This is a genomic window from Amycolatopsis sp. NPDC051372, from assembly GCF_040682095.1.
Lineage (GTDB): Bacteria > Actinomycetota > Actinomycetes > Mycobacteriales > Pseudonocardiaceae > Amycolatopsis.
In genome coordinates this window covers 188,054-206,233 of sequence record NZ_JBFBAF010000014.1, presented here as the reverse complement: position 1 = coordinate 206,233, position 18,180 = coordinate 188,054, and the positions used below count along the sequence as shown (strand labels likewise).

The 18,180-nt window shown below is 68.1% G+C and carries 21 protein-coding genes and 2 pseudogenes; 16 read left to right on the top strand and 7 right to left on the bottom strand.

All coding sequences use genetic code 11. The features are described from left to right. The first annotated feature begins 2 nt into the window (after positions 1 to 2). Together AB0M56_RS22615 and AB0M56_RS22610 are read left to right on the top strand one after the other, a co-directional pair. On the top strand, positions 3 to 482 hold the full coding sequence (locus AB0M56_RS22615; RefSeq protein WP_364179246.1) for a hypothetical protein: 480 nt from the start codon (positions 3 to 5) through the stop codon (positions 480 to 482). Between the two features lie 3 nt (positions 483 to 485). Beyond that, a pseudogene (locus tag AB0M56_RS22610) lies at positions 486 to 680 on the top strand (FAD-binding protein); the annotation flags it as partial. A gap of 164 nt (positions 681 to 844) precedes the next feature. On the opposite strand, the gene AB0M56_RS22605 reads toward AB0M56_RS22610, so the two are convergent. The 5 genes from AB0M56_RS22605 to AB0M56_RS22585 form a co-directional block, all read right to left on the bottom strand. After that, a complete protein-coding gene (locus AB0M56_RS22605) occupies positions 845 to 1,213 on the bottom strand; it encodes a WhiB family transcriptional regulator (protein ID WP_364179244.1) in 369 nt (122 codons plus the stop codon). Beyond that, positions 1,206 to 1,514 (bottom strand): DUF427 domain-containing protein, encoded by a 309-nt coding sequence (locus tag AB0M56_RS22600; RefSeq protein WP_364179242.1) that lies wholly within the window; start codon positions 1,512 to 1,514, stop codon positions 1,206 to 1,208. The genes AB0M56_RS22605 and AB0M56_RS22600 overlap by 8 nt, the downstream gene beginning before the upstream one ends. 204 nt (positions 1,515 to 1,718) lie before the next feature. Further along, the gene (locus tag AB0M56_RS22595; RefSeq protein ID WP_364179240.1) at positions 1,719 to 2,048 is read right to left on the bottom strand and encodes a hypothetical protein; all 330 of its coding nucleotides are present in this window, start codon (positions 2,046 to 2,048) and stop codon (positions 1,719 to 1,721) included. A 47-nt stretch (positions 2,049 to 2,095) separates the two neighbouring features. Then, positions 2,096 to 3,199 carry a transaldolase gene (gene tal / locus AB0M56_RS22590; protein ID WP_364179238.1) on the bottom strand — a complete coding sequence of 368 codons (1,104 nt, stop codon included), beginning with the start codon at positions 3,197 to 3,199 and terminating at the stop codon, positions 2,096 to 2,098. Beyond that, positions 3,196 to 4,803: a cytochrome bc complex cytochrome b subunit gene (locus tag AB0M56_RS22585; protein WP_364179237.1), complete on the bottom strand. Its 1,608-nt coding sequence runs from the start codon at positions 4,801 to 4,803 to the stop codon at positions 3,196 to 3,198. Before AB0M56_RS22585 ends, tal begins: the two co-directional genes overlap by 4 nt. Positions 4,804 to 5,113: 310 nt before the next feature. Here AB0M56_RS22585 and AB0M56_RS22580 point away from each other — a divergent pair, with 310 nt between their 5' ends. The 6 genes from AB0M56_RS22580 to AB0M56_RS22555 all read left to right on the top strand — a co-directional run bounded on the left by AB0M56_RS22580 (position 5,114) and on the right by AB0M56_RS22555 (position 8,929). Next, positions 5,114 to 5,527, top strand: coding sequence for a hypothetical protein (locus tag AB0M56_RS22580; RefSeq protein WP_364179236.1), 414 nt, complete (start codon positions 5,114 to 5,116; stop codon positions 5,525 to 5,527). 411 nt (positions 5,528 to 5,938) lie between these two features. After that, positions 5,939 to 6,586, top strand: a complete 648-nt coding sequence (locus tag AB0M56_RS22575) for a sigma-70 family RNA polymerase sigma factor (protein WP_364179234.1) — start codon at positions 5,939 to 5,941, stop codon at positions 6,584 to 6,586. Between the two features lie 133 nt (positions 6,587 to 6,719). Beyond that, positions 6,720 to 7,154, top strand: coding sequence for a DUF5709 domain-containing protein (locus AB0M56_RS22570; RefSeq protein ID WP_364179232.1), 435 nt, complete (start codon positions 6,720 to 6,722; stop codon positions 7,152 to 7,154). Between the two features lie 47 nt (positions 7,155 to 7,201). After that, complete coding sequence (locus AB0M56_RS22565) at positions 7,202 to 7,810, top strand: sulfite oxidase-like oxidoreductase (RefSeq protein WP_364179231.1); 609 nt, start codon at positions 7,202 to 7,204, stop codon at positions 7,808 to 7,810. After that, a complete protein-coding gene (locus AB0M56_RS22560; protein ID WP_364179230.1) occupies positions 7,810 to 8,508 on the top strand; it encodes an FAD-binding oxidoreductase in 699 nt (232 codons plus the stop codon). Before AB0M56_RS22565 ends, AB0M56_RS22560 begins: the two co-directional genes overlap by 1 nt. A gap of 100 nt (positions 8,509 to 8,608) precedes the next feature. Next, entirely contained in the window at positions 8,609 to 8,929 is a 321-nt protein-coding gene (locus AB0M56_RS22555) for a helix-turn-helix transcriptional regulator (RefSeq protein ID WP_364179229.1), read from the top strand. A gap of 102 nt (positions 8,930 to 9,031) precedes the next feature. On the opposite strand, the gene AB0M56_RS22550 is transcribed toward AB0M56_RS22555, so the two are convergent. Continuing rightward, positions 9,032 to 9,976, bottom strand: a complete 945-nt coding sequence (locus AB0M56_RS22550; RefSeq protein ID WP_364179228.1) for an NADP-dependent oxidoreductase — start codon at positions 9,974 to 9,976, stop codon at positions 9,032 to 9,034. A gap of 225 nt (positions 9,977 to 10,201) precedes the next feature. Here AB0M56_RS22550 and AB0M56_RS22545 point away from each other — a divergent pair, with 225 nt between their 5' ends. The 6 genes from AB0M56_RS22545 to AB0M56_RS22520 all read left to right on the top strand — a co-directional run bounded on the left by AB0M56_RS22545 (position 10,202) and on the right by AB0M56_RS22520 (position 15,702). Continuing rightward, on the top strand, positions 10,202 to 10,819 hold the full coding sequence (locus AB0M56_RS22545) for a TetR family transcriptional regulator C-terminal domain-containing protein (RefSeq protein ID WP_364179226.1): 618 nt from the start codon (positions 10,202 to 10,204) through the stop codon (positions 10,817 to 10,819). A 381-nt stretch (positions 10,820 to 11,200) separates the two neighbouring features. Next, complete coding sequence (locus AB0M56_RS22540; protein ID WP_364179225.1) at positions 11,201 to 11,584, top strand: MmcQ/YjbR family DNA-binding protein; 384 nt, start codon at positions 11,201 to 11,203, stop codon at positions 11,582 to 11,584. A 61-nt stretch (positions 11,585 to 11,645) separates the two neighbouring features. Then, positions 11,646 to 11,807 (top strand): hypothetical protein, encoded by a 162-nt coding sequence (locus tag AB0M56_RS22535; RefSeq protein WP_364179223.1) that lies wholly within the window; start codon positions 11,646 to 11,648, stop codon positions 11,805 to 11,807. Between the two features lie 267 nt (positions 11,808 to 12,074). Next, positions 12,075 to 12,764, top strand: a complete 690-nt coding sequence (locus AB0M56_RS22530; RefSeq protein ID WP_364179221.1) for a hypothetical protein — start codon at positions 12,075 to 12,077, stop codon at positions 12,762 to 12,764. Between the two features lie 163 nt (positions 12,765 to 12,927). After that, on the top strand, positions 12,928 to 14,286 hold the full coding sequence (locus AB0M56_RS22525; protein ID WP_364179219.1) for an FAD-dependent oxidoreductase: 1,359 nt from the start codon (positions 12,928 to 12,930) through the stop codon (positions 14,284 to 14,286). A 45-nt stretch (positions 14,287 to 14,331) separates the two neighbouring features. Continuing rightward, on the top strand, positions 14,332 to 15,702 hold the full coding sequence (locus tag AB0M56_RS22520; protein ID WP_364179217.1) for an NAD(P)/FAD-dependent oxidoreductase: 1,371 nt from the start codon (positions 14,332 to 14,334) through the stop codon (positions 15,700 to 15,702). Between the two features lie 64 nt (positions 15,703 to 15,766). Here the strand turns inward: AB0M56_RS22520 and AB0M56_RS22515 are convergent, their stop codons facing one another. Continuing rightward, on the bottom strand, positions 15,767 to 16,513 hold the full coding sequence (locus AB0M56_RS22515; RefSeq protein WP_364179215.1) for an SDR family oxidoreductase: 747 nt from the start codon (positions 16,511 to 16,513) through the stop codon (positions 15,767 to 15,769). A gap of 205 nt (positions 16,514 to 16,718) precedes the next feature. On the opposite strand from AB0M56_RS22515, the gene AB0M56_RS22510 reads away from it, so the two are divergent. Together AB0M56_RS22510 and AB0M56_RS22505 are read left to right on the top strand one after the other, a co-directional pair. After that, positions 16,719 to 17,486, top strand: a complete 768-nt coding sequence (locus AB0M56_RS22510; RefSeq protein ID WP_364179213.1) for a hypothetical protein — start codon at positions 16,719 to 16,721, stop codon at positions 17,484 to 17,486. A 65-nt stretch (positions 17,487 to 17,551) separates the two neighbouring features. Beyond that, positions 17,552 to 18,145 (top strand): annotated as a pseudogene (locus AB0M56_RS22505) (GMC family oxidoreductase N-terminal domain-containing protein); the annotation flags it as partial. Between the last annotated feature and the right edge of the window lie 35 nt (positions 18,146 to 18,180).

Here is an 18,180-nt window from a genome sequence, read left to right as displayed (position 1 = left end):
CTGTGACTGACGCAGTCAACGGCAAAGCGGTGCTTCGCCTGCCACGGCTGGTCGCGAGAGTCGACCGGGCCATGGTGGCCGCGGCCACCGTGCAGGCGGCGCTCGTGCTGGTGGACTTCGTACTGCTGGGGTTGCTCGCCAGAGGCGTGCCTCTCGTGGAGCCGTTGTTCCTGGTCTTGTTCGGCATCATCGGCACCTCGATCGGTATCGCGCGCCACCTCCGGGTTGCCGCGCGAGACGGGGCGGGCCTCGTGATGGTCTCGGCCGCCGGCGCGCTCATCCTGGGTGTCCTGTGGCATTTCGTGCTCGGTGGGCCAGGCAATATCCGGGTCGCGCTGCGTTCGGGCGTACCCGTCTTGGCACGAGTCTTCGAAGCCTCCGTGACGCTGCACTTGGTTGCCGCCGCGGCCACCGTCCTGCTGGCCGTACTCGCGTTCCGCCGCCGCACGTCGATTCTGTCGATCGGCCGAATACGAGAGTAGTCCGTGCGGTTTGCCGCGTCCCGTGGCTTGCCGGTCGCGGTGAAGAACTCGGGCCACCAGATGGTCTCCTCCGCTCGCGGCGGCGTCCTCGTCACCACGCGACGAATGAGGGGCATCTCCCTTGACGTGCGGGGTCGCAGGGCCTGCGTCGGTGCCGGCGTGGTCTGGCAAGAGGTCATCGACGAGGCGGCCCGGCTCGGCCTCGCGCCGGAGGCCGAGCGCCTGCCGGCCCCCATGCCTGCCGTTGCCGACGCCGTCTCCGCGAGGGGCGTGCCGTTCGCGGTGTTCGGCTTCGGAGTCGGCGGACCCGAGCCGGCTGAACCGCAACATCCCTGCCGGCTGACCGGGTCCGTGACTCGAGTTCAGGGATGGCGGGGCGGTCGCCTCCGACGGCCGGCGACGCACGGGGAAGTGGCTCGGGCCGCCAGGGACATGTTCGCTGTGTCGGCGGCAGTGCGCCGGAGGAGACTCTTGCGTTCTTGTTCGGTGAACCCGCCGAAGATGCCGTGGTCGAGCCCGTTGCGGAGGGCGAGGTACAGGCATTCCATCCGGACCGGGCACGCTGCGCAGATGGCCTTGGCGTGCCGGATTTGCGCCGTAGCGGCGGGCGAGGGGAAGAACACGTCGGGATCTTCCCCTCGGCAGGTCGCGGTGGCCTGCCAATCGGTCAGGTTGTCCAGATGCAGCAAGGTGTTTCGAAGACGGATCGCGGCGAGGAGCGGATCAGTCAAGGATGTCCGCCTCTCGCGGGTCGAACGCCAGGTAGCCGGAGAAATCCGTACCGACGCGCTCGATCGCGGACGGGTGTGGGTGGGGGTAGCACCAAGCCGCGTCGTGGGTCTGCGATCCGTCGGTGATGACGTCGTAGTAGCGGGCCGCGCCCTTCCACGGACACGTGTAGTGAGTCGCGCTCGGTTGAAGGCTTCCCTGCCGGATCGCCGCAGGGGGGAAGTAGAGGTTTCCTTCGAGGGAGATCAGGTCGTTCCGTTCGGCCTCGGCGATCACGGTTCCCCCGATGACGGCTTTCACCATTGCGCACACCTCTCTTTGTCGAGGACTGAAGCGAACTACATGCGCCACCCGGAATGCACCCGTGGCAATCCCGTGTGGGCGACACCCGCAGGTTGTGGTGTGCGGGGCAACGGGCAGCACAACGGACACCGGCGCGCAGACGGCAAACTTGGGTTGCTTTCCGCGCGCTGGTGCTCGGCGGTTGAGACCATGAGGGTCGGCCGGTCAGGCGTATCGCCCGGTGAACTGTGAACCGTCTCCGCGATGCGTGAAGCTCAGGCCGACGATCGAGCCGGCCTCGACAACCCAGCGAAGGTCGTACGAGGCACGGTAGGTGGGCGGCCAGAACGAGGCGAAACGGCCGTCGGCGTCGATGTACCACTCTCCGCGTGTCGGGTGGCCGCGGTCGGTGTACGTGGTCGCGCCATCGTGGTCGAAGACCTGTTCGGCGCCGTCGTCGTAAACGATCCGTCCGGCAGTCAGTGCGGCCACCAGGTTCTTGTCGGCCACCTGCTCACCATCGGCCGGGCTGAGCGACTCCAGCGATCGAGGCATGAGATTCCCTTCGAGACAACCGTGGTGTGAGCGAGGACGGCGGGCCCTCAGCCGAGGAACGCACTTGCCGACGCGTGGAGGGCTCGCCAGCTGGCCGCGAACTTGGCGACGCCCTCTCGCTCGAGCGTGTCGTACACGTCATCGAGATCGATGCCGGCGGCGGCGACGGCATCGAGGTCGGCCGTCGCTTCCTTGCCGAGCCCCACGACTCGGTCCCCGGCAAGCTCGCCGTGATCGGCGAACGCCGAGAGGGTCGAGGGCGGCATCGTGGACACGGTGCCGTGCGTGACGAGGCCGGTCACGTACTTGGTGTCGGGAAAGGACGGATCCTTGACACCGGTCGAAGCCCACAGCAACCGCTGGGGGCGGGCTCCGTCGGCGGCAAGGCTTTGCCACCGCGGGGATTCCCACACCGCAGCCACGGCTTCATGAGCGAGCCGCGCGTTGGCCAGGGCGGCCCGGCCGCGCATTTCGGGGACGCCCATGACGTCGAGCCGTCTGTCTACTTCGGTATCCACCCTGGACACGAACAGCGAAGAGACCGAGTGGATAGTCGAGAGGTCGTGGCCGTTGTCACGAGCTCGCTCGAGCCCGTCGACGAACGCCTCACCGACCTCGGCACACCGCCGCGGTGAGAAGACCAGAGTGACATTCACGTTGACGCCCGCCGCCAGCGCACCGGAAACAGCTCGCACGCCCGCCCGTGTGGCGGGGATCTTCACCATGAGGTTGGGCCGGTCGACGAGCTCCCACAGCTGGATCGCGTCCGCGACGGTCGCGTCGGTGTCGCCGGCGAGCTCGGGACTCACCTCGAGTGACGCCCTGCCGTCAACGCCGTCGGTCTTCTCCCAGATCGGACGGAGTACGTCCGCCGCTTGCTGAACGTCCCAGATCGTCACCGCCCGGACGGCCTCCGTTACGTCGATTCCGTTGCCGGCCAGGCGTTTCAGCTGTGGGGCGTAGCGACTGCTCCGGGCGATGGCGTGGGCGAAGATCGTCGGGTTCGTGGTGACGCCCACCACTGAACTGCTTCGCACCAGGCGCTCGAATTCGCCGTTCTCCAGGATGTCGCGGGAGAGCTCGTCCAGCCAGATCGACACGCCGGCCTCGGTGAGGGCGCGAAGCCGGCCGTTGTCCTCGTCTTCGGTCACCTCGTTTCCCCCTGTTCGGTGGCTCGATCCAGGGCGGCGGTCTCTTCGGGCGGGTCCGGCGTCCAGAGCGAGCCCGGGACGGCGCGCCCCGCGGCGCCGAGCTTGTTCATCTTCTTCGGCACCGGCGCGCCCTGGTACTCGAGCGGCACCGCATGGCCGTGGCTGTCCATCCCGGCCAGGGGCTGGTGGACCTCGATGAACCCGCCGGTCGGCAGGCGCTTGATGATGCCGGTCTCCACGCCGTGCTCCAGCACCTCGCGGTCGGCCCGCTGCAGACCCAGGCAGATCCGGTAGGTGATGTAGTAGGCGATCGGCGGCACGATCAGCACGCCGATGCGGCCGGCCCACGTGGTGGCGTTCAGCGAGATGTCGAACTGGTCGGCGATGATGTCGTTGAAGCCCGACAGCTCGATGACCAGGAAGAACCCGAGTGCCATCATGCCCAGCGCGGTGCGCACCGGTGCGTCGCGCGGCCGCTGAAGCAGGTTGTGGTGCTGCACCTTGTCCTTCGTCAGCTTGCTCTCGATCCAGGGGTAGAGGGTCAGCATGGTGATCAGCAGCCCCATGCCCATCGCGCCGGAGAAGAACACCGCTGGGATCGTGTAGTTCCCGAGGTACACCTCCCACGCGGGCCAGATGCGCAGCATCCCGTCGGCCCAGGCCATGTACCAGTCCGGCTGCGAACCGGCCGACACCATCGACGGGTTGTACGGCCCGAAGTTCCACACCGGATTGATCTGGAAAAGACCCGCCATCAACGCGAGCACACCCGTGACGGTCACGGCGAGCGACCCACCGTGGAGCGCGAACTCGGGCACGATCCTGATGCCGACGACGTTGTCTTCCTTCGCTCGCACGCCGGGGAACTGCGTGTGCTTCTGGAACCACACCAGCACCAGGTGTACGCCGATCAAGGCGAACAGGATTCCGGGTAGCACGAGAATGTGCAGGGTGTACAGGCGCGGGATGATCTGGTCGCCCGGGAATTCGCCGCCGAACAGCGCCCAGTGGATCCAGGTGCCGATGACCGGCACCGACAGCACGATGCCCGAGAGGGTCGCGCGGACGCCCGTACCCGAAAGCAGGTCGTCCGGCAGCGAGTAACCGAAGAACCCCTCGAACATGCTGACCAGCAGCAGGATCACGCCGATGACCCAGTTGGCCTCACGCGGCTTGCGGAACGCACCGGTAAAGAAGATCCGCAGCATGTGCAGGAGTGTCGCGGCGATGAAGACCAGTGCGCCCCAGTGGTGCAGCTGGCGCACGAACAGCCCGCCGCGCACGTCGAACGAGAGGTCCAGGGTCGTCTTGAAGGCCTGCGACATCTCGACGCCCTGCAGGTTCGTGAAGCTGCCGTGGTAGGTGACTTCCTGCATCGAGGGATCGAAGAACAGCGTCAGGTACACGCCCGTCGCGATCACGACGATGAAGCTGTACAGCGAGACCTCGCCGATCAGGTAGGACCAATGGGTCGGGAAGACCTTGTTCATCTGGTGCCGCAGGCCCTTGGCGAGCTTGTACCGCTGATCTGCGTTGTCCGCGGCCTGCCCGAGACGCTTCGCAAGCACGCCCGTGCCCATGGTCGGCGTGGTCAGTGAGCTCATGCAGTGTTCGAGGCAGCGATCGGCCGCGTCTTACCCCCGCGGGTGGACCCAAAAGAGTGGCTGCCACTACGCGCGGGGATCCGGACCTGTTTCGCGGCTGAATCCCACGGGGCCCGGCCGCCATGAGACCACAACCGCCTGGGGGACCGGGCGCCTCTGCGGGGCATTCCACCGGACGTGATCCCGGGGCCGCGGTAAGGGGGAGATCAGGGGTTGCCGCCAACAGGTGATCACCCACAGGGGAGGGGACCTCGTGTTCGCAAGCCAGCACAGCGTTCCGGAGGGAACGGTAGTGGAGAAGCCTTCACTGATGACGGGGAGCGCGATCGCGGTTCGTCATCCGAAGGAGCTTCTGAGGACCGTGGTGTCCGACGGCTCGATAACCCTCTTCGTCACCGGCGGCCTGATCGAGCGATCGGCCGTCGAGGTGCTCTGCGCGGAGCTCGACGTCGCGACCGCGTTGTGCCGTGGCATCGTCACCGTCGACCTGACCGACTGCACCGGGCTCGGCACCGCGGCGACGCGACTCCTTCGGGGACATCTCGACACGGCTCGTACCCCGGAAACCCGGTACCGGTTCCGGCTCAACGCCGGCCGTTCGTCGGTGGTCCGCGCGCTCGCCGCCGCCGGCATCCTCACGAAGCGCGAGGCTCGACGGCGCCGTGTCCGCGGTGTCCCGCGCCGGTGGGACACCGACAGCCAGTCGTCGCTTCGAACGGCGTGAGGCCCAACGCGCAGTTCTTTATGGACATTCGGCACGGGGGTGGAGACCTTCTGGACTTAATGGTCCTGTTTTGCTATGAAGGTAGCGGCAGTCCCGACAGCTCGCGGGTAGGTGGAGCGGCCCTTGCCGCGCCTCGAAACACGAGTTGGCCGAACGCTCATGGCGTCGGCCCGGCTTGACGGCATCGCGCCAAGCCGTTCGGGCACCGAGGCCATGGCTCGGTCTGCTGACTCTCCGTGCGTGGTGTGCGAGTCGGTTTCGGTGCTGTCGGACAAGCAACGGTGACGGCGTGGCAGGGGATTTCAGATGCTGATAACGGTCATGAGAGAGGGGGTGGGGCGGCATGACGCCGGCCGTATCCCGTGTGCAGACGACATACCCCGCTGACACCGGACTGAAACCCCGGTTCACGTGACCACCTCGGAGATCGACGAGCGAGTCCTGGTCGATGGGCGGAGCTTCGACCCCGCGTCCGCCGTCTGGGTCCGGGAGTTGAGTCCTGGCAGCCCGGAATTCGAAGACGCCTGTCGCCGGCTGCACGCGATGCTCATCAAGATCGCCAGGAGGGAGACCGCGCGCAGGTCGCCGGTCCTCCGGCTCACCGGCCCCGAACTCGAAGACCTGGCCCACCAGGCCGCGGCCGACGCCCTCATGCGGATCACCCGCAAGATCGGTGAGTTCCGCGGCGACGCGCAGTTCAAGACCTGGGCCTTCAAATTCGTCATCCTTGAGGTCTCGACGAAAGTCGGCCGGCACTTCTGGCGGGACCACCGGGTGTCCCTCGACCACGACGAGGCCGAGCGCGCTCGCGCCGCCGTCGGTGACGAACCGCCCCATCAGGTGCAGGCCATCGAACTCCGAGCCGCCCTCGCCCATGCCATCGAGGACGCACTGACCGAACGCCAGCGCCGCGTCTTCGTCGCCCTGGCCATCGACAACATCCCGATGGATGCCCTCGCCGCAAAACTGGAAACCAACCGCAACGCCATCTACAAGGCGATGTTCGACGCCCGGCGCAACATCCGCGCCTACCTCGTGGCCAACGACTTCATCTCCTGACCACCGTGCTTGACGTGGCCACTCGATGTCGGGTATTCCACACGGGCAAGACGGCCAATTCGCCAATATGGACTATATAGTCCACATCAATGAGAATCGCGTGACCGCGCGGCCGATTGGATGGGAGAACTCCATGAGCGACGACACCGACGAGTACGACGGTGGTGTCGACCTGGACGACGGTGTTCTGGATCCCGAGGACAGCCTCGTGGATCGTGGTGTGTCGGACGTCCTGGACGAGGGGTACACGCCGCCGGAACGGCCCTCCGCGGTCTTCGACTGGGGGCTCACGGCACGGGAGGCCGCGGGCCACGAGGAGCTCGGTAACCGGCTCCGGCGTGAAGTGCCGGACGTCTTTCCCGTCGCGGATGAGGGTGACGGGCTCGGGGACGCGTCCGACACGGACGGGGAGCTCTACGACGACCAGGTCGGAGAGGCGCGCGCGGGCCGGCTGGTCGAAGACCCGGACGCCGACGAGGTGTATCCCTACCTCTTCGCCTCCGACGTGGGTGTGGACGGCGCCGCCGCGTCCGCCGAAGAAGCGGCCATTCACATCGTCCCGGAATGAGTGCCGGAGCTCCTCCGGCGCTGAACGCATGAGAAAGGTGGACAGACATGGTAACGACGAGAGGTTTCGTCGGGCGGCAACGCTCCAACCGAGACCCGCGGCTGCCACCCGGTCAATACGACGCGGGTGACGAGTGGCCGGTGCTGCACGCGGAAGCGACTCCGTCGATCGACACCGCGAACTGGACCTTCACGATCGACGGCCTCGTCGACACACCGACCAGCTGGACCTGGGACGAGATCCACGCACTCGAACCGGATCGCTACGAAGGCGCCATCCACTGCGTCACGACGTGGTCCAAGTTCGGGATGACCTTCGACGGGGTCTCCATCGACACCCTGCTCGACATCACCGGGGTGCGCGACGACGCGGCGTACGTGATGGCGCGCTCGCACACTGGGTACACCACCAATCTGCCGATCGAGGACGTCGTCGACGGCCGGGCCTGGGTGGTGTGGGACGTCAACGGCGCACCGCTGGACGACATCCACGGTGGCCCGGCCCGGCTCCTCGTGCCGCACCTGTACTTCTGGAAGAGCGCCAAATGGGTGTCCGGACTGAAGTTCATGGCCGAGGACGAGCAGGGCTTCTGGGAACGAAACGGCTACCACGACCACGGTGACCCGTGGCTCGAGCAGCGGTACCAGGGGGACTGATGGCCTCCGCTTCCTCCTGGCAGACCGCGGTCGTGGCCGCCATCGGTCCAGAGGCTTCCCACGCGAAGACCTTCCGGCTGCGGCTGACCGAACCGCGGACACACCGGCCCGGCCAGTTCTACGTCGTCCGGCTGACCGCGCCGGACGGCTACCACGCCCAGCGCGATTACTCCGTGGCGAGCTCCCCCGGTGGGGACGACATCGAGATCACGGTCGAGATGCTGCCCGACGGTGAGGTATCGGGGTTTCTGCACAACGTCGTCGAAGTCGGGGATGTCCTGGAGGTCCGCGGTCCGGTCGGCAGGTTCTTCTCGTGGGACGGTGTCACGCCGATCCTGGGCCTCGCCGGGGGCTCGGGTGTCGTCCCGCTCATGTCCATGTTGCGGCTTGCGCGACGCGCGAACGGCCCCGACCTGATGCGGCTTGTGGTGTCCGTCCGATCGCCCGCCGATCTGTACTACGCGGACGAGATCCCCGGTCCGGAGACCACGGTCGTCTACACCCGCGAAGCGCCCGCGGGCAGTTCCCGTCCCGTAGGGCGCCTCACGGCCGAGGACGTTCGCCCTCTCATCGAGTCCGACCGCGAGGTCTATGTGTGCGGCTCGGCGGGCTTTTGCGACGGAGCCACCAACCTGCTTCTCGAGGTCGGAGTCGACGTGCGGCGAATCCGCGTCAGCAGGTGGGGTCCGACCAGCTGAACCGGCCGTTGCCGACACGTCGCGGTGCCAGGGGTCGTGTCGTGGCGATCACTGACGAGGCGCGGCTGTGCACCGATATCCACCGGAGACCTTCCGGCGCGTGCGCGCCGACGGGTTCGCCGAACGCGCGCGCCGCGAACTCGTCGCTGCCGGCGCCGTCGTGGAAGCGCGCGCGGCGTCGCCGTCGGAACGGCTGAGCGGCCGGGAAGCCACCATCGCGCGGCCGGCGGCCGAAGGGTGCACCGATTCCGAAATCGCCGCGCAGCTGTTCCTCAGCGGACGCACGGTCGAGTGGCACAGGGGCAAGATCTTCGGGAAGCGGCATCGCGTCGAGAAGGAAGCTGAAGGCCGCACTCAGTGGTTCGCTCGCGGGCAGCGGGGCAACGCCAGGGCTCGTGGTGAGGCTCGGCGAATCCGCTAGTCTCACCACGAGCCGTCGTCGGGCCGTCCTGCGGAACGCTGGTGGGGGCCACACCTTCGAGGTCGCGTCGCTGACGTTGCCGGCACCGGTTTCGTCCGCTCGTTACGGGCGAACGCGGATGATCGTCTTGCCCTTTTTCCGCTGGGTGGGGTTGAAGGCGGCCACGGCGTCGTCGAGGCTCGCCACGGTGCCGATGTTGGTCCGCACCCGGCCGTCTCGCACGCGCTGCACGATTTCACCCAGCTGGGTACGGGATGGCTCGACGACGAAGTCGATCGCCAGGCCGTCGGTCGGCCGGGTCTCCGGCGGGCCGGCGATCGTCACCAGCATCCCTCCGGCCCGAACCAGACCCGCGGACCGCGACCCGATGTCACCGCCGAAGACATCGAACACCAGATCCACACTGCCGACGTCGTCCAGCGCGTCGTTCTCCAGGTCGACGAACTCCTGCACCCCGAAATCGTGGGCCGTCGCGCGGTCGGCCTCGCGTCCGGTGCCCACGACGTAAGCACCGGCCTCGCGCGCGAGCTGCGCCGCCATCGAGCCGACCGCTCCGGCTGCGCCGTGGACGAGGATCCGCTGTCCCGCCTCGAGCCGGCCGTGCACGAACAACCCTTGCCACGCGGTGAGGCCTGCCATGACGAGGCCCGCGCCGGTCGTGAAGTCGACGTCGCCCGGCAGCGGCGCGAGGTTGCGGGCTTCGACGACCGCGTACTCCGCCAGCGTGCCGTCGCGAGTCCAGTCGGTCAGACCGAACACCCGTTGACCGACGGACAATCCTGCGGCGCCGTAGCTGAGGGCGGTGACCACGCCGGCCACCTCGTGTCCGGGGATCGTCGGCGTCCGGTCCCGGCCGCGGCGATCGACCCAGGTCGAGGGCCACGACAGCTCATCCCAGGTGAAGCCCGAGGCGTGAACCTCGACGACGACATCGCCGTAGTTCGCCCCCGCGAGGTCGGCGAGCATCGCCACGTCGGGGTCGGGCCGGTCCGCCAGCGTCATCCCGGCCCTTCCCGCGGCCTCGTCCGTCACCACAATCGCTTTCATCCGGAACCTCTTCTCTGTGTGTGCGGTGATCACGTCCACACTTTGTGGACTTCGCAGTCCATTATGGGGAACTCAGCCGGACTCGGCAGGTGGCCCGGGCCGCGCCGCCGAGGTTGAGTTCGAATCTACTGCCTTGCCCTCAGCGGATAAGAAGTGGACCATATGGGCCCTTGATTGCTCAGGGGGAAGTCCCCGGCCGGATCCCGTGCGGCTACTGTTGCCACCATGACGGCCGACTGGTATGACAGGCCCTGCCCGGGTCGCGACGCTTCCGAGCCGGGACCCCGTGCGCGCGTCGTGGCGGCGGCGACCACGCTGCTGCTGCGCGAAGGCGTCGGCTCGCTCACCGCGGCGCGTGTTCATGCTGCCGCGCGCGTGACTCAGGCTGAGCTCAACCAGCTGTTTCCCGACTCCGGCGGGATCGTGGAGGCGATCGTCGAGGCCCAGCTCGAGGTCGTCTTGCGGGCGCAGCGTCCCAGCCTGGACGCGGTCGAACGCCTCACGGACCTCGAACAGTGGCAGTCGCGACTGCTCGATTCGTGCGCGGCGCAAGGCGGTTGCCCTCTCGGCTCGCTCATCTACCACCTCGCTCACCGCCACGATCGTGGCCGGCTCGCCCTCGCCACAGCGTTTTCCCGGTGGCAGGGGTTGCTCGCCTCGGCCTTGTCGCGCATCCAGGCCGCCGGCGAACTCGATTCCGAGGTGGCGCCGGAAGTCCTTGCCGTCGGCGTCATCGCCGCCCTGCAAGGAGGTTATCTGCTGGCGCACACCAGCCAGGACACCGATCAATTGCGCGCCTCGCTCGACATGGCCCTCGGCCAGGTTCGCTTCCACGCGACGTGAAAGACGATGCAGTCCGAGAGCTCAGGCAGCACCGTCCTGCCCGTGGCCCAGTCGCTCCTCGGCGGCGGAAGCCGCTCTCGACCTGGACTATAGAGTCCACGTGATGAGGGTTCAACTTGCTGTTTTTCAGCGCCCAACGCCCCGTGGGACTCTGCCGTGAAGAAGTCGACTCCGGAGACGTCGGGGGGTTCGGTCGCGCGTGCCGCGGTACCCGATCGAGTCGGTCGACAAGGCTCTCCGCCTCTTGTTACTGCTGGGGGAGCGCAGCGAACTGCGGGTGACGGATGCGGCCGGGTTGACGGCCTCCGCAGTAAGAACCTCCGCTGTCGCGATAGCTGAGTACGTGGCGATCGAAGCCGAATCGACAGAGGAGTTGGTCACTTGGACGGCGACAAGCTGCAGAAGATCGCGGGCGACTGCGGTGTGGCACTGCCCGGCGCCGACCTCGAGCATCGTTTCGGCCCCGATTGGGACCTCTACAAGGTGCGTGGCAAGGTCTTCCTGCTCATGACCGATCTGCCGGGGCACCCCGTGGTGGTCGTGAAAGCAGATCCGGACAACGCCACCGCCCTGCGTGAGCAGCACGCGGACATCACGCCCGGCTACCACATGAACAAGAAGCACTGGATCACGGTGGAAGGCGGGGGCACGATCGGCGCGAAGCTGGTGAAGGAGCTCGTGATCGATTCCTACCGTCTCGTGGTCGGCGGGCTTCCGAAGTCCGAGCAGCCCGTGGATCCCCAGACCTACGGCGGCCGCGCCTGAGCTGCTGCCGTCAACTCCTGGGGATCAACGAGCATCGACTCTCGGCATGCGACGGAGAGCTATGACCGACAGGTTCACCGGCCGGGAAACGGCCGCGATCGGCGGCTGCGGCGACACGGGGAAGGAGCCCGCGACCGACGCCGCGCACTGCGCTGCCGAGGATGCCGGGTTCGAGATGTTCATCCGGGCGTGGCTGGAGCTTCTGGACACCGTTCGGAGCTAGCCCGGCGATGACGGGTTGATCAGCGAGGCGATCCGGCGTGCGCGAATCCGGGCGCGCGGTGTCAATGCCGGCGCGCTGATGTCCAATGTGGACCGCGCTGAGCCCTCCGCGCCTCGCGTGACTTACGGGTTCCGCGCGGCCCGCGGACGGTACGGGTCCGTTCTGGGCGCTCGTGCGGCTGACTGGAACGCGGAGCTCGGCATGCCGAGGCGTGGGACAAGGCCACGCCCGCCGGCTACGGACTGAACTGTGAGCAGGAGGCGTCCGATGAAGGTCGGTTTGCACGCGCGGGATATTCCTGTCTTGGTCGGTGCCGCTGTCACGGAGTCGGAACTCGCGTATGACCACCTGGTGGGGCGCGACCCGGTCATGCGCTGTCTCGTTCGCCGGTTCGGCCGGCCGGAGCCGTTCAGCCACCGGCAGGAAGCCGGTCTCGGCGGCCATTTCCCGGCGCTGGTTCGCTACTTCGGTGCGCGGCAGTTGTGCGCACCGTCGACTTCCACGGTGTACACGCAGATCTGCCGTGCGTCGCGCGGGCACCCGTCTCCGGCAATGGTCGCCGACCTCGGTGCCGGCCGGCTGACCGCACTGGGTGTGCCGCGGGCGGACGCCGACGGGCTGGTGCGGCTCGCGCACGCACAGCTGGCCGGCGAAATCGACCTGGACCTCCTCGTCGGGCGCAACGACCGCCAAGTCCGGCAGATCCTTGCGCGGTACGGGATTCCCCGTGATGTGACGGACTTGTTCCTGATCCGCCGCCTGCACCGGCCGGACGTGCTGCCGGTCGACGACCCGGTGCTCGCCCGGGTCGTCCGGCGGATTTGGGCGTGTGGCAGCGCCGACGAAGGATTCGGCCGACAGTGGGCGCCGTTCCGCACTTATGCCGCGGCTCTGCTGTGGGAGGTGTCGCGGGCGGTGCCGCCACAGGTGGCCTGGAAGGTCCGAGATCCAAGGTAAGAACTGTCGCGGGCACGGCGCAGAGGATCGAGCAAACACAACTGAGCCCGGACGCAGCGGTGTGCGCACGAATGCCCGGCCTGGGTGCGATGGCTCGATTCCGTGCCGGGCAGCGAGTTCGACCAGGGCATCTTCGGCCGCGGACCTGAGAAACAGAGGCCTCATGCGCAAGATCTTGATCGTCGGCGGCGGATACGCGGGCTTCTATGCCGCATGGAAACTCGAAAAGAAGCTGCGCCGGGACGAGGCCGAAGTGACGGTGGTCGACCCACGGCCGTACATGACCTATCAGCCGTTCTTGCCCGAGGTGGTGGCCGGGTCGATCGAAGCGCGGCACGCCGCGGTGTCGCTGCGCCGCCACCTCCACCGCACTCGGATCATCACCGGGATGGTCGACGCGATCGACCACAAACGCCGGATGGTGACGATCCGGCGCGCCGGCGGGGACCCGCTCGAACAGGGTTACGACGTCGTCGTGGTCACCGCCGGCGCGGTCACCCGCAAGTTCCCGGTGCCGGGCATCGCCGAACAGGCCATCGGCCTCAAGCACGTGGAGGAAGCGGTCGCGATCCGCGACCGGCTGCTGACGTCGTTCGACCGAGCGGCCGTGCTGCCGCCCGGGCCGTGTCGGCAGAAGCTGCTCACCGCCACTTTCGTCGGGGGTGGGTTCTCCGGCGTCGAGGGCTTCGCCGAGCTGCTGTCGCTGGCGGCCGCGCTGCTGAAGCGCTATCCCGAACTGCATCGCGACGAGCTTCGGTTCCACCTCGTCGAGGCGTCAGGCCGGATCTTGCCCGAGGTCACCGACTCGCCAGGACGCTGGGTCGTGCGTTTCCTGCAACGACGTGGTGCGCAGGTGCACCTGGACACGCAGATCAAGTCGATGACCGGTGGGCACGTGGTGCTCTCCACCGGCGAGGAGTTCGATTCGGAGCTCATTGTGTGGACGGCCGGCAACGCGGCGAACCCGGTCGTGGACAAGCACACCGACCTCCCGGTGGACGAACGTGGATTCGTCGTCGCCCGGCCGGACCTGCGGGTCGGTACCGACGCCGAACCGGTGCCCGACGCGTGGGCCGCCGGCGACGACGCCGCGATCGAAGACCTCACCTCGCCGATCCCGGGCACCCGCACGGTGCCCAACGCCCAGCACGCCGTGCGCCAGGGCAAGCTGCTCGCCCGCAACATCGTCGCGACCCTGCGCGGCGGAAAGCCGAAGAACTACCGTCACCACAGCCTCGGCTCCATCGCGGAGCTCGGCATCGGTCACGGGATCTTCCAGTACCGGCGACTCGTGATCAAGGGGCCGCTCGCCTGGCTGATGCACCGTGGTTATCACGTGCTGGCCGTGCCCAGCTGGGAACGCAAGGTCCGCGTGCTCGTGATCTGGCTGACCGCCGGGTTGTTCGGCCGGGACATCCTCTCGCTGGCGTCGGTGCAGCACCCTCGCGACGCTTTCCTCGACGGCGGTGAACCCGCGGCGCTGCCGAACCGGACTTCTCAGGACCGAACCTCGCCGCGTTGAGCGCACGACCCGAAAGCAGGACAGACCCATCGGATGGTGGTCTTGATGAGCGAGCACTTCGACGCGATCGTGATCGGCATGGGCACCGGCGGTGAAGCCGCCGCTTACCGCCTCCTGGCCGGCGGAAAGCGGATCGCGGTCATCGAGAAGGAGCTGATCGGCGGGGAGTGTGCCTACAGGGCCTGCATCCCGTCCAAGACCCTGCTTCGTTCCACCGAAGCTCGCGCCGAAGCCGAGCGCACCGCCGGGCTCACGCGGCCGGGTCTGGAGTGGACGACGTTGCGTGACTACCGCGACTTCATGGTCCGCCACCTCGACGACACCGGCCAGGTCGACGGTTTGCGCAAGCTCGGCGCCACCGTGATCAAGGCGACCGCGCGCCTGGCCGGGCCCGGCAAGGTCGAGGTCCAGGGTCGCACGCTGACCGCCGACCACGTCGTCATCGCCACCGGCGCGGCTCCGAGTCACCTGTCGATCGCCGGCCTGGCCGAGGTGCCGGTGTGGACCAACCGCCAGACGACCACCCTCACCCGGATCCCGGAACGGGTGACCTTCCTCGGCGGCGGCGCGACCGGCATCGAACTCGGCCATTTCCTGACTCGGATGGGCAGCCAGGTCACCATCGTGCAGCGCGGCTCGCGCTTGCTGGACCGCGAAGATCCGGCACTGGGCGACTTGATCGCCGAGCTGTTGACTGCGGATGGAATCGACGTCCGGACCGGCGTCCGAGCGCACACCGTCCGGCGCGTTTGCGGCCGGCGTGGCGAAGAGATCGTCGTCGAGTTGGAGGACGGCACCACTGTGGACACGGATGTGCTCGTCAACGCCACCGGCCGCACTCCCCACACCGCCTCCCTGAACCTGGAGGCCGTCGGCGTGCGGCCCGGGTCCCGGGGGCACGTCGAAGTAGACGAAAACTGCCGGGCCGGCGACGGGCTGTGGGCCGTCGGAGACGTCACAGGAGTCGCGCTGTTCACCCACGTGGCCACCTACCAGGGCCGCGTGGTGGCCGACAATATCTTGGGCCGCCCGCGCGTCGCCGACTACACCGCCGTCCCCCGCGTGGTGTTCACCCAGCCCGAGATCGCCGCCGTGGGCCTCACCCCCGCGTTGGCCCGCGGCCAGGGGATCGACGTCGTGGCCTGCACCCTGCAGTTGGCCGACGAGATCGCGCGCCCCTACACCTACGAGACGGACCCCTACGGCACCTTCACGCTGATCGCGGATCGCCGGCAGCGCACCCTCGTCGGTGCCTGGGCCGTCGCTCCGCTCGCCGGTGAGTGGATCAACACCGCCGCCCTCGCCATCCGGCACCACCTCACCATCGACGATCTCGCCGACGGCATCGTCCAGTTCCCCAGCTACACGGAAGCTCTCACCCTCGCCGCCGACAAACTCGTCAGTCAGCTGCGGTGATGAGACGGCCGGCAGGATGCGGAATCCTGCCGGCCGTCGAAGGTTCGTCTTCTCGTGCGCTCGGTCAGATGGCCAGCCCGGCGCCGCCGGACACCACGATCTCCTGCCCGGTGACGTAGGCGGCCTCGTCCGAAGCCAGGAACGCGACGGTCCCGGCGATGTCCTCAGGCGTGCCCAGGCGACCGAACGGGTTCCTCTCGGCCATCGTCGCCATCGTCGCGGGGACGTCGTCAGATCCCGTGCCGAGCGCGGTCCGCGTCATGGGGGTGTCGGTGAATCCCGGGCTCACGGCGTTGACCCGGATGCGGCGCGGGGCGAGCTCCAGGGCCAGCGTCGGGATCATGGCCAGCATCGCGCCGTGCGACCCGGCCGCGATGCTGTTGCCGGTCAGGCTTCGCGTCGCTCCGATTCCCACGGTGACGATGACAGAAGCGCCGTCGGTCAGCAGCGGCAGCGCCTTGACCAGGGTGAAGAACTGCCCTTTGGTGTTGACGGCGAACACCTCGTCGAAGGCTTCTTCGTCGCAGACGTCCAGAGTCACGGGCCGGCTGACGCCGGCGTTCAGGAACAGCGTGGTCAGACTCCCGAATCGTTCGCCGACTTCGGACACCACCTTGTCGGTGTCAGCGAGCGAGCGCGCGTCGGCCTGCAAGACCAGGACGTCTTCGGGGAGCTCCTCGCGCGCCCGCGCGACGCTTTCCGGACGTTGTCCGGTGACCGCGACGCGATAGCCACGGCTGTGCAAAACCTGCGCGGTCGCCTTCCCGATCCCGCTGGTGCCGCCGGTGATCAGGGCTGCACGTGCCGACATGGTGATCACTCCACAGTAGTTGGTGTCTTGACCGGACAGCTCGATGACGTGGCGCCGAGTGCGGCCGGTGTCGCGCGGTGCCGGAGGACGGCTTCCCGCGGATCCATCATGCATCGAAGAGAACTATATAGTCCACTCGTGCGGCCGACCCGCGGCGGGTTCCTGGGCTGCTACCGTCGCCAACTCGGTTCAATCGCACCGGGGAATGAGCGAGATCAGCGCGCGGCCCGAGGGTGCCCTTCTGGATCGACGTGACCTGGTCCTGGACTATGTAGGCCACATTTGGGACCCTGGCGTCGTGACCATGACTCGCACCGGGAAGCGCGCAACCAAGGAACAGCGCGCCGCGTACGAGCACTTGGGCTCGCGCGGCGACTCGCTCGCCCGGTGGGTGCGGTCGACAGGACCGATCGACGCCTACGAGACCCACCTTCCGGTCGAGGTCCACGGTCCGCTCGAATGGTTGTCGTTCACGGTCGCCTCGCGGCAGCTCAGCAGGGCGACCGCTTCGGCGATCTACACCCGGCTTGTCGCGCAGCTGGGCGGCGCCATCACCGCCGAGCGGGTCGTCACGGCCGACGAACGGACTTTGCGCGGCGCCGGCCTGTCCCACCAGAAAGCCACGGCGATCCGTGGGCTTGCGGAACACGCCGATGACGGCCTGCTGGACCCGGGCGGGCTCGCGGCGATGTCGGATGCCGAGATTCGAACCAAGCTCGTGGCCGTGGCGGGTATCGGTCCTTCGACAGCGCAGATGTTCATGCTGCGGTACCTGCGTCGACCGGACATCTTCCCGGCCGGCGACCTCGCTGTGCGCTCGGCGATCACGACATTCGATCGACTGGACAGGCGGATCACGCCGAAGGCCGCGGAGCGGCGCAGTGAGCCATGGCGGCCGTACCGGTCGTATGCGACGTCGTACCTGTGGGGCTATCTGTGGAAGCAGCACGGCGACCTGAAGGATCCGGCGTGAACAGTATCTTCGTTGAAGCACAGGCGAAACAGACCGCCGGCCGCTCGGCCGAGGCCGGCTCATGAGTGCTCTACGACTACGTGATCGTCGGCGGGGGCACGGCCGGGTGTGTGGTGGCGGCGCGTCTGTCGGAGGACGCTGACAGTCGCGTGCTCCTGCTCGAGTCCGGTGGCCCCGATACCAAGGCCGCAATCTCCGACCCACCGGCGTGGCCCAGTCTCTGGGGTACCGAAGTCGACTACGGCTACCGCACCGTCGGGCAGGCCGGCACCGGCGGGGCCGCACACGACTGGCCGCGCGGTCACACCCTCGGCGGGTCGCACAGCATCAACGCGATGGTGCACCTGCGAGGGCACCGCGACGACTTCGACCAGTGGGCCAGGATGGGCTGCACGGGCTGGGACTACGACTCGGTCCTGCCGTATTTCCGGTGCATGGAATCCGTGCCGGGCCGCGATGCCCGCCTTCGCGGCACGGACGGCCCGCTGCGCCCGGCACCCTCGGCCGCACCCAACCCGCTCTCGCAGGTGTTCGTCGACGCCGCGGTGGCCGCCGGACACCCGCCGACCGGCGACTTCAACGGTGCCGACGGTGAAGGTGCCGGCTGGCACGACCTCTCGATCGCGGACGGGGTGCGACAGAGCACCGCCGCGGCCTACCTGCGGCCGATCCGGGACGGTCGGCCCAACCTCAC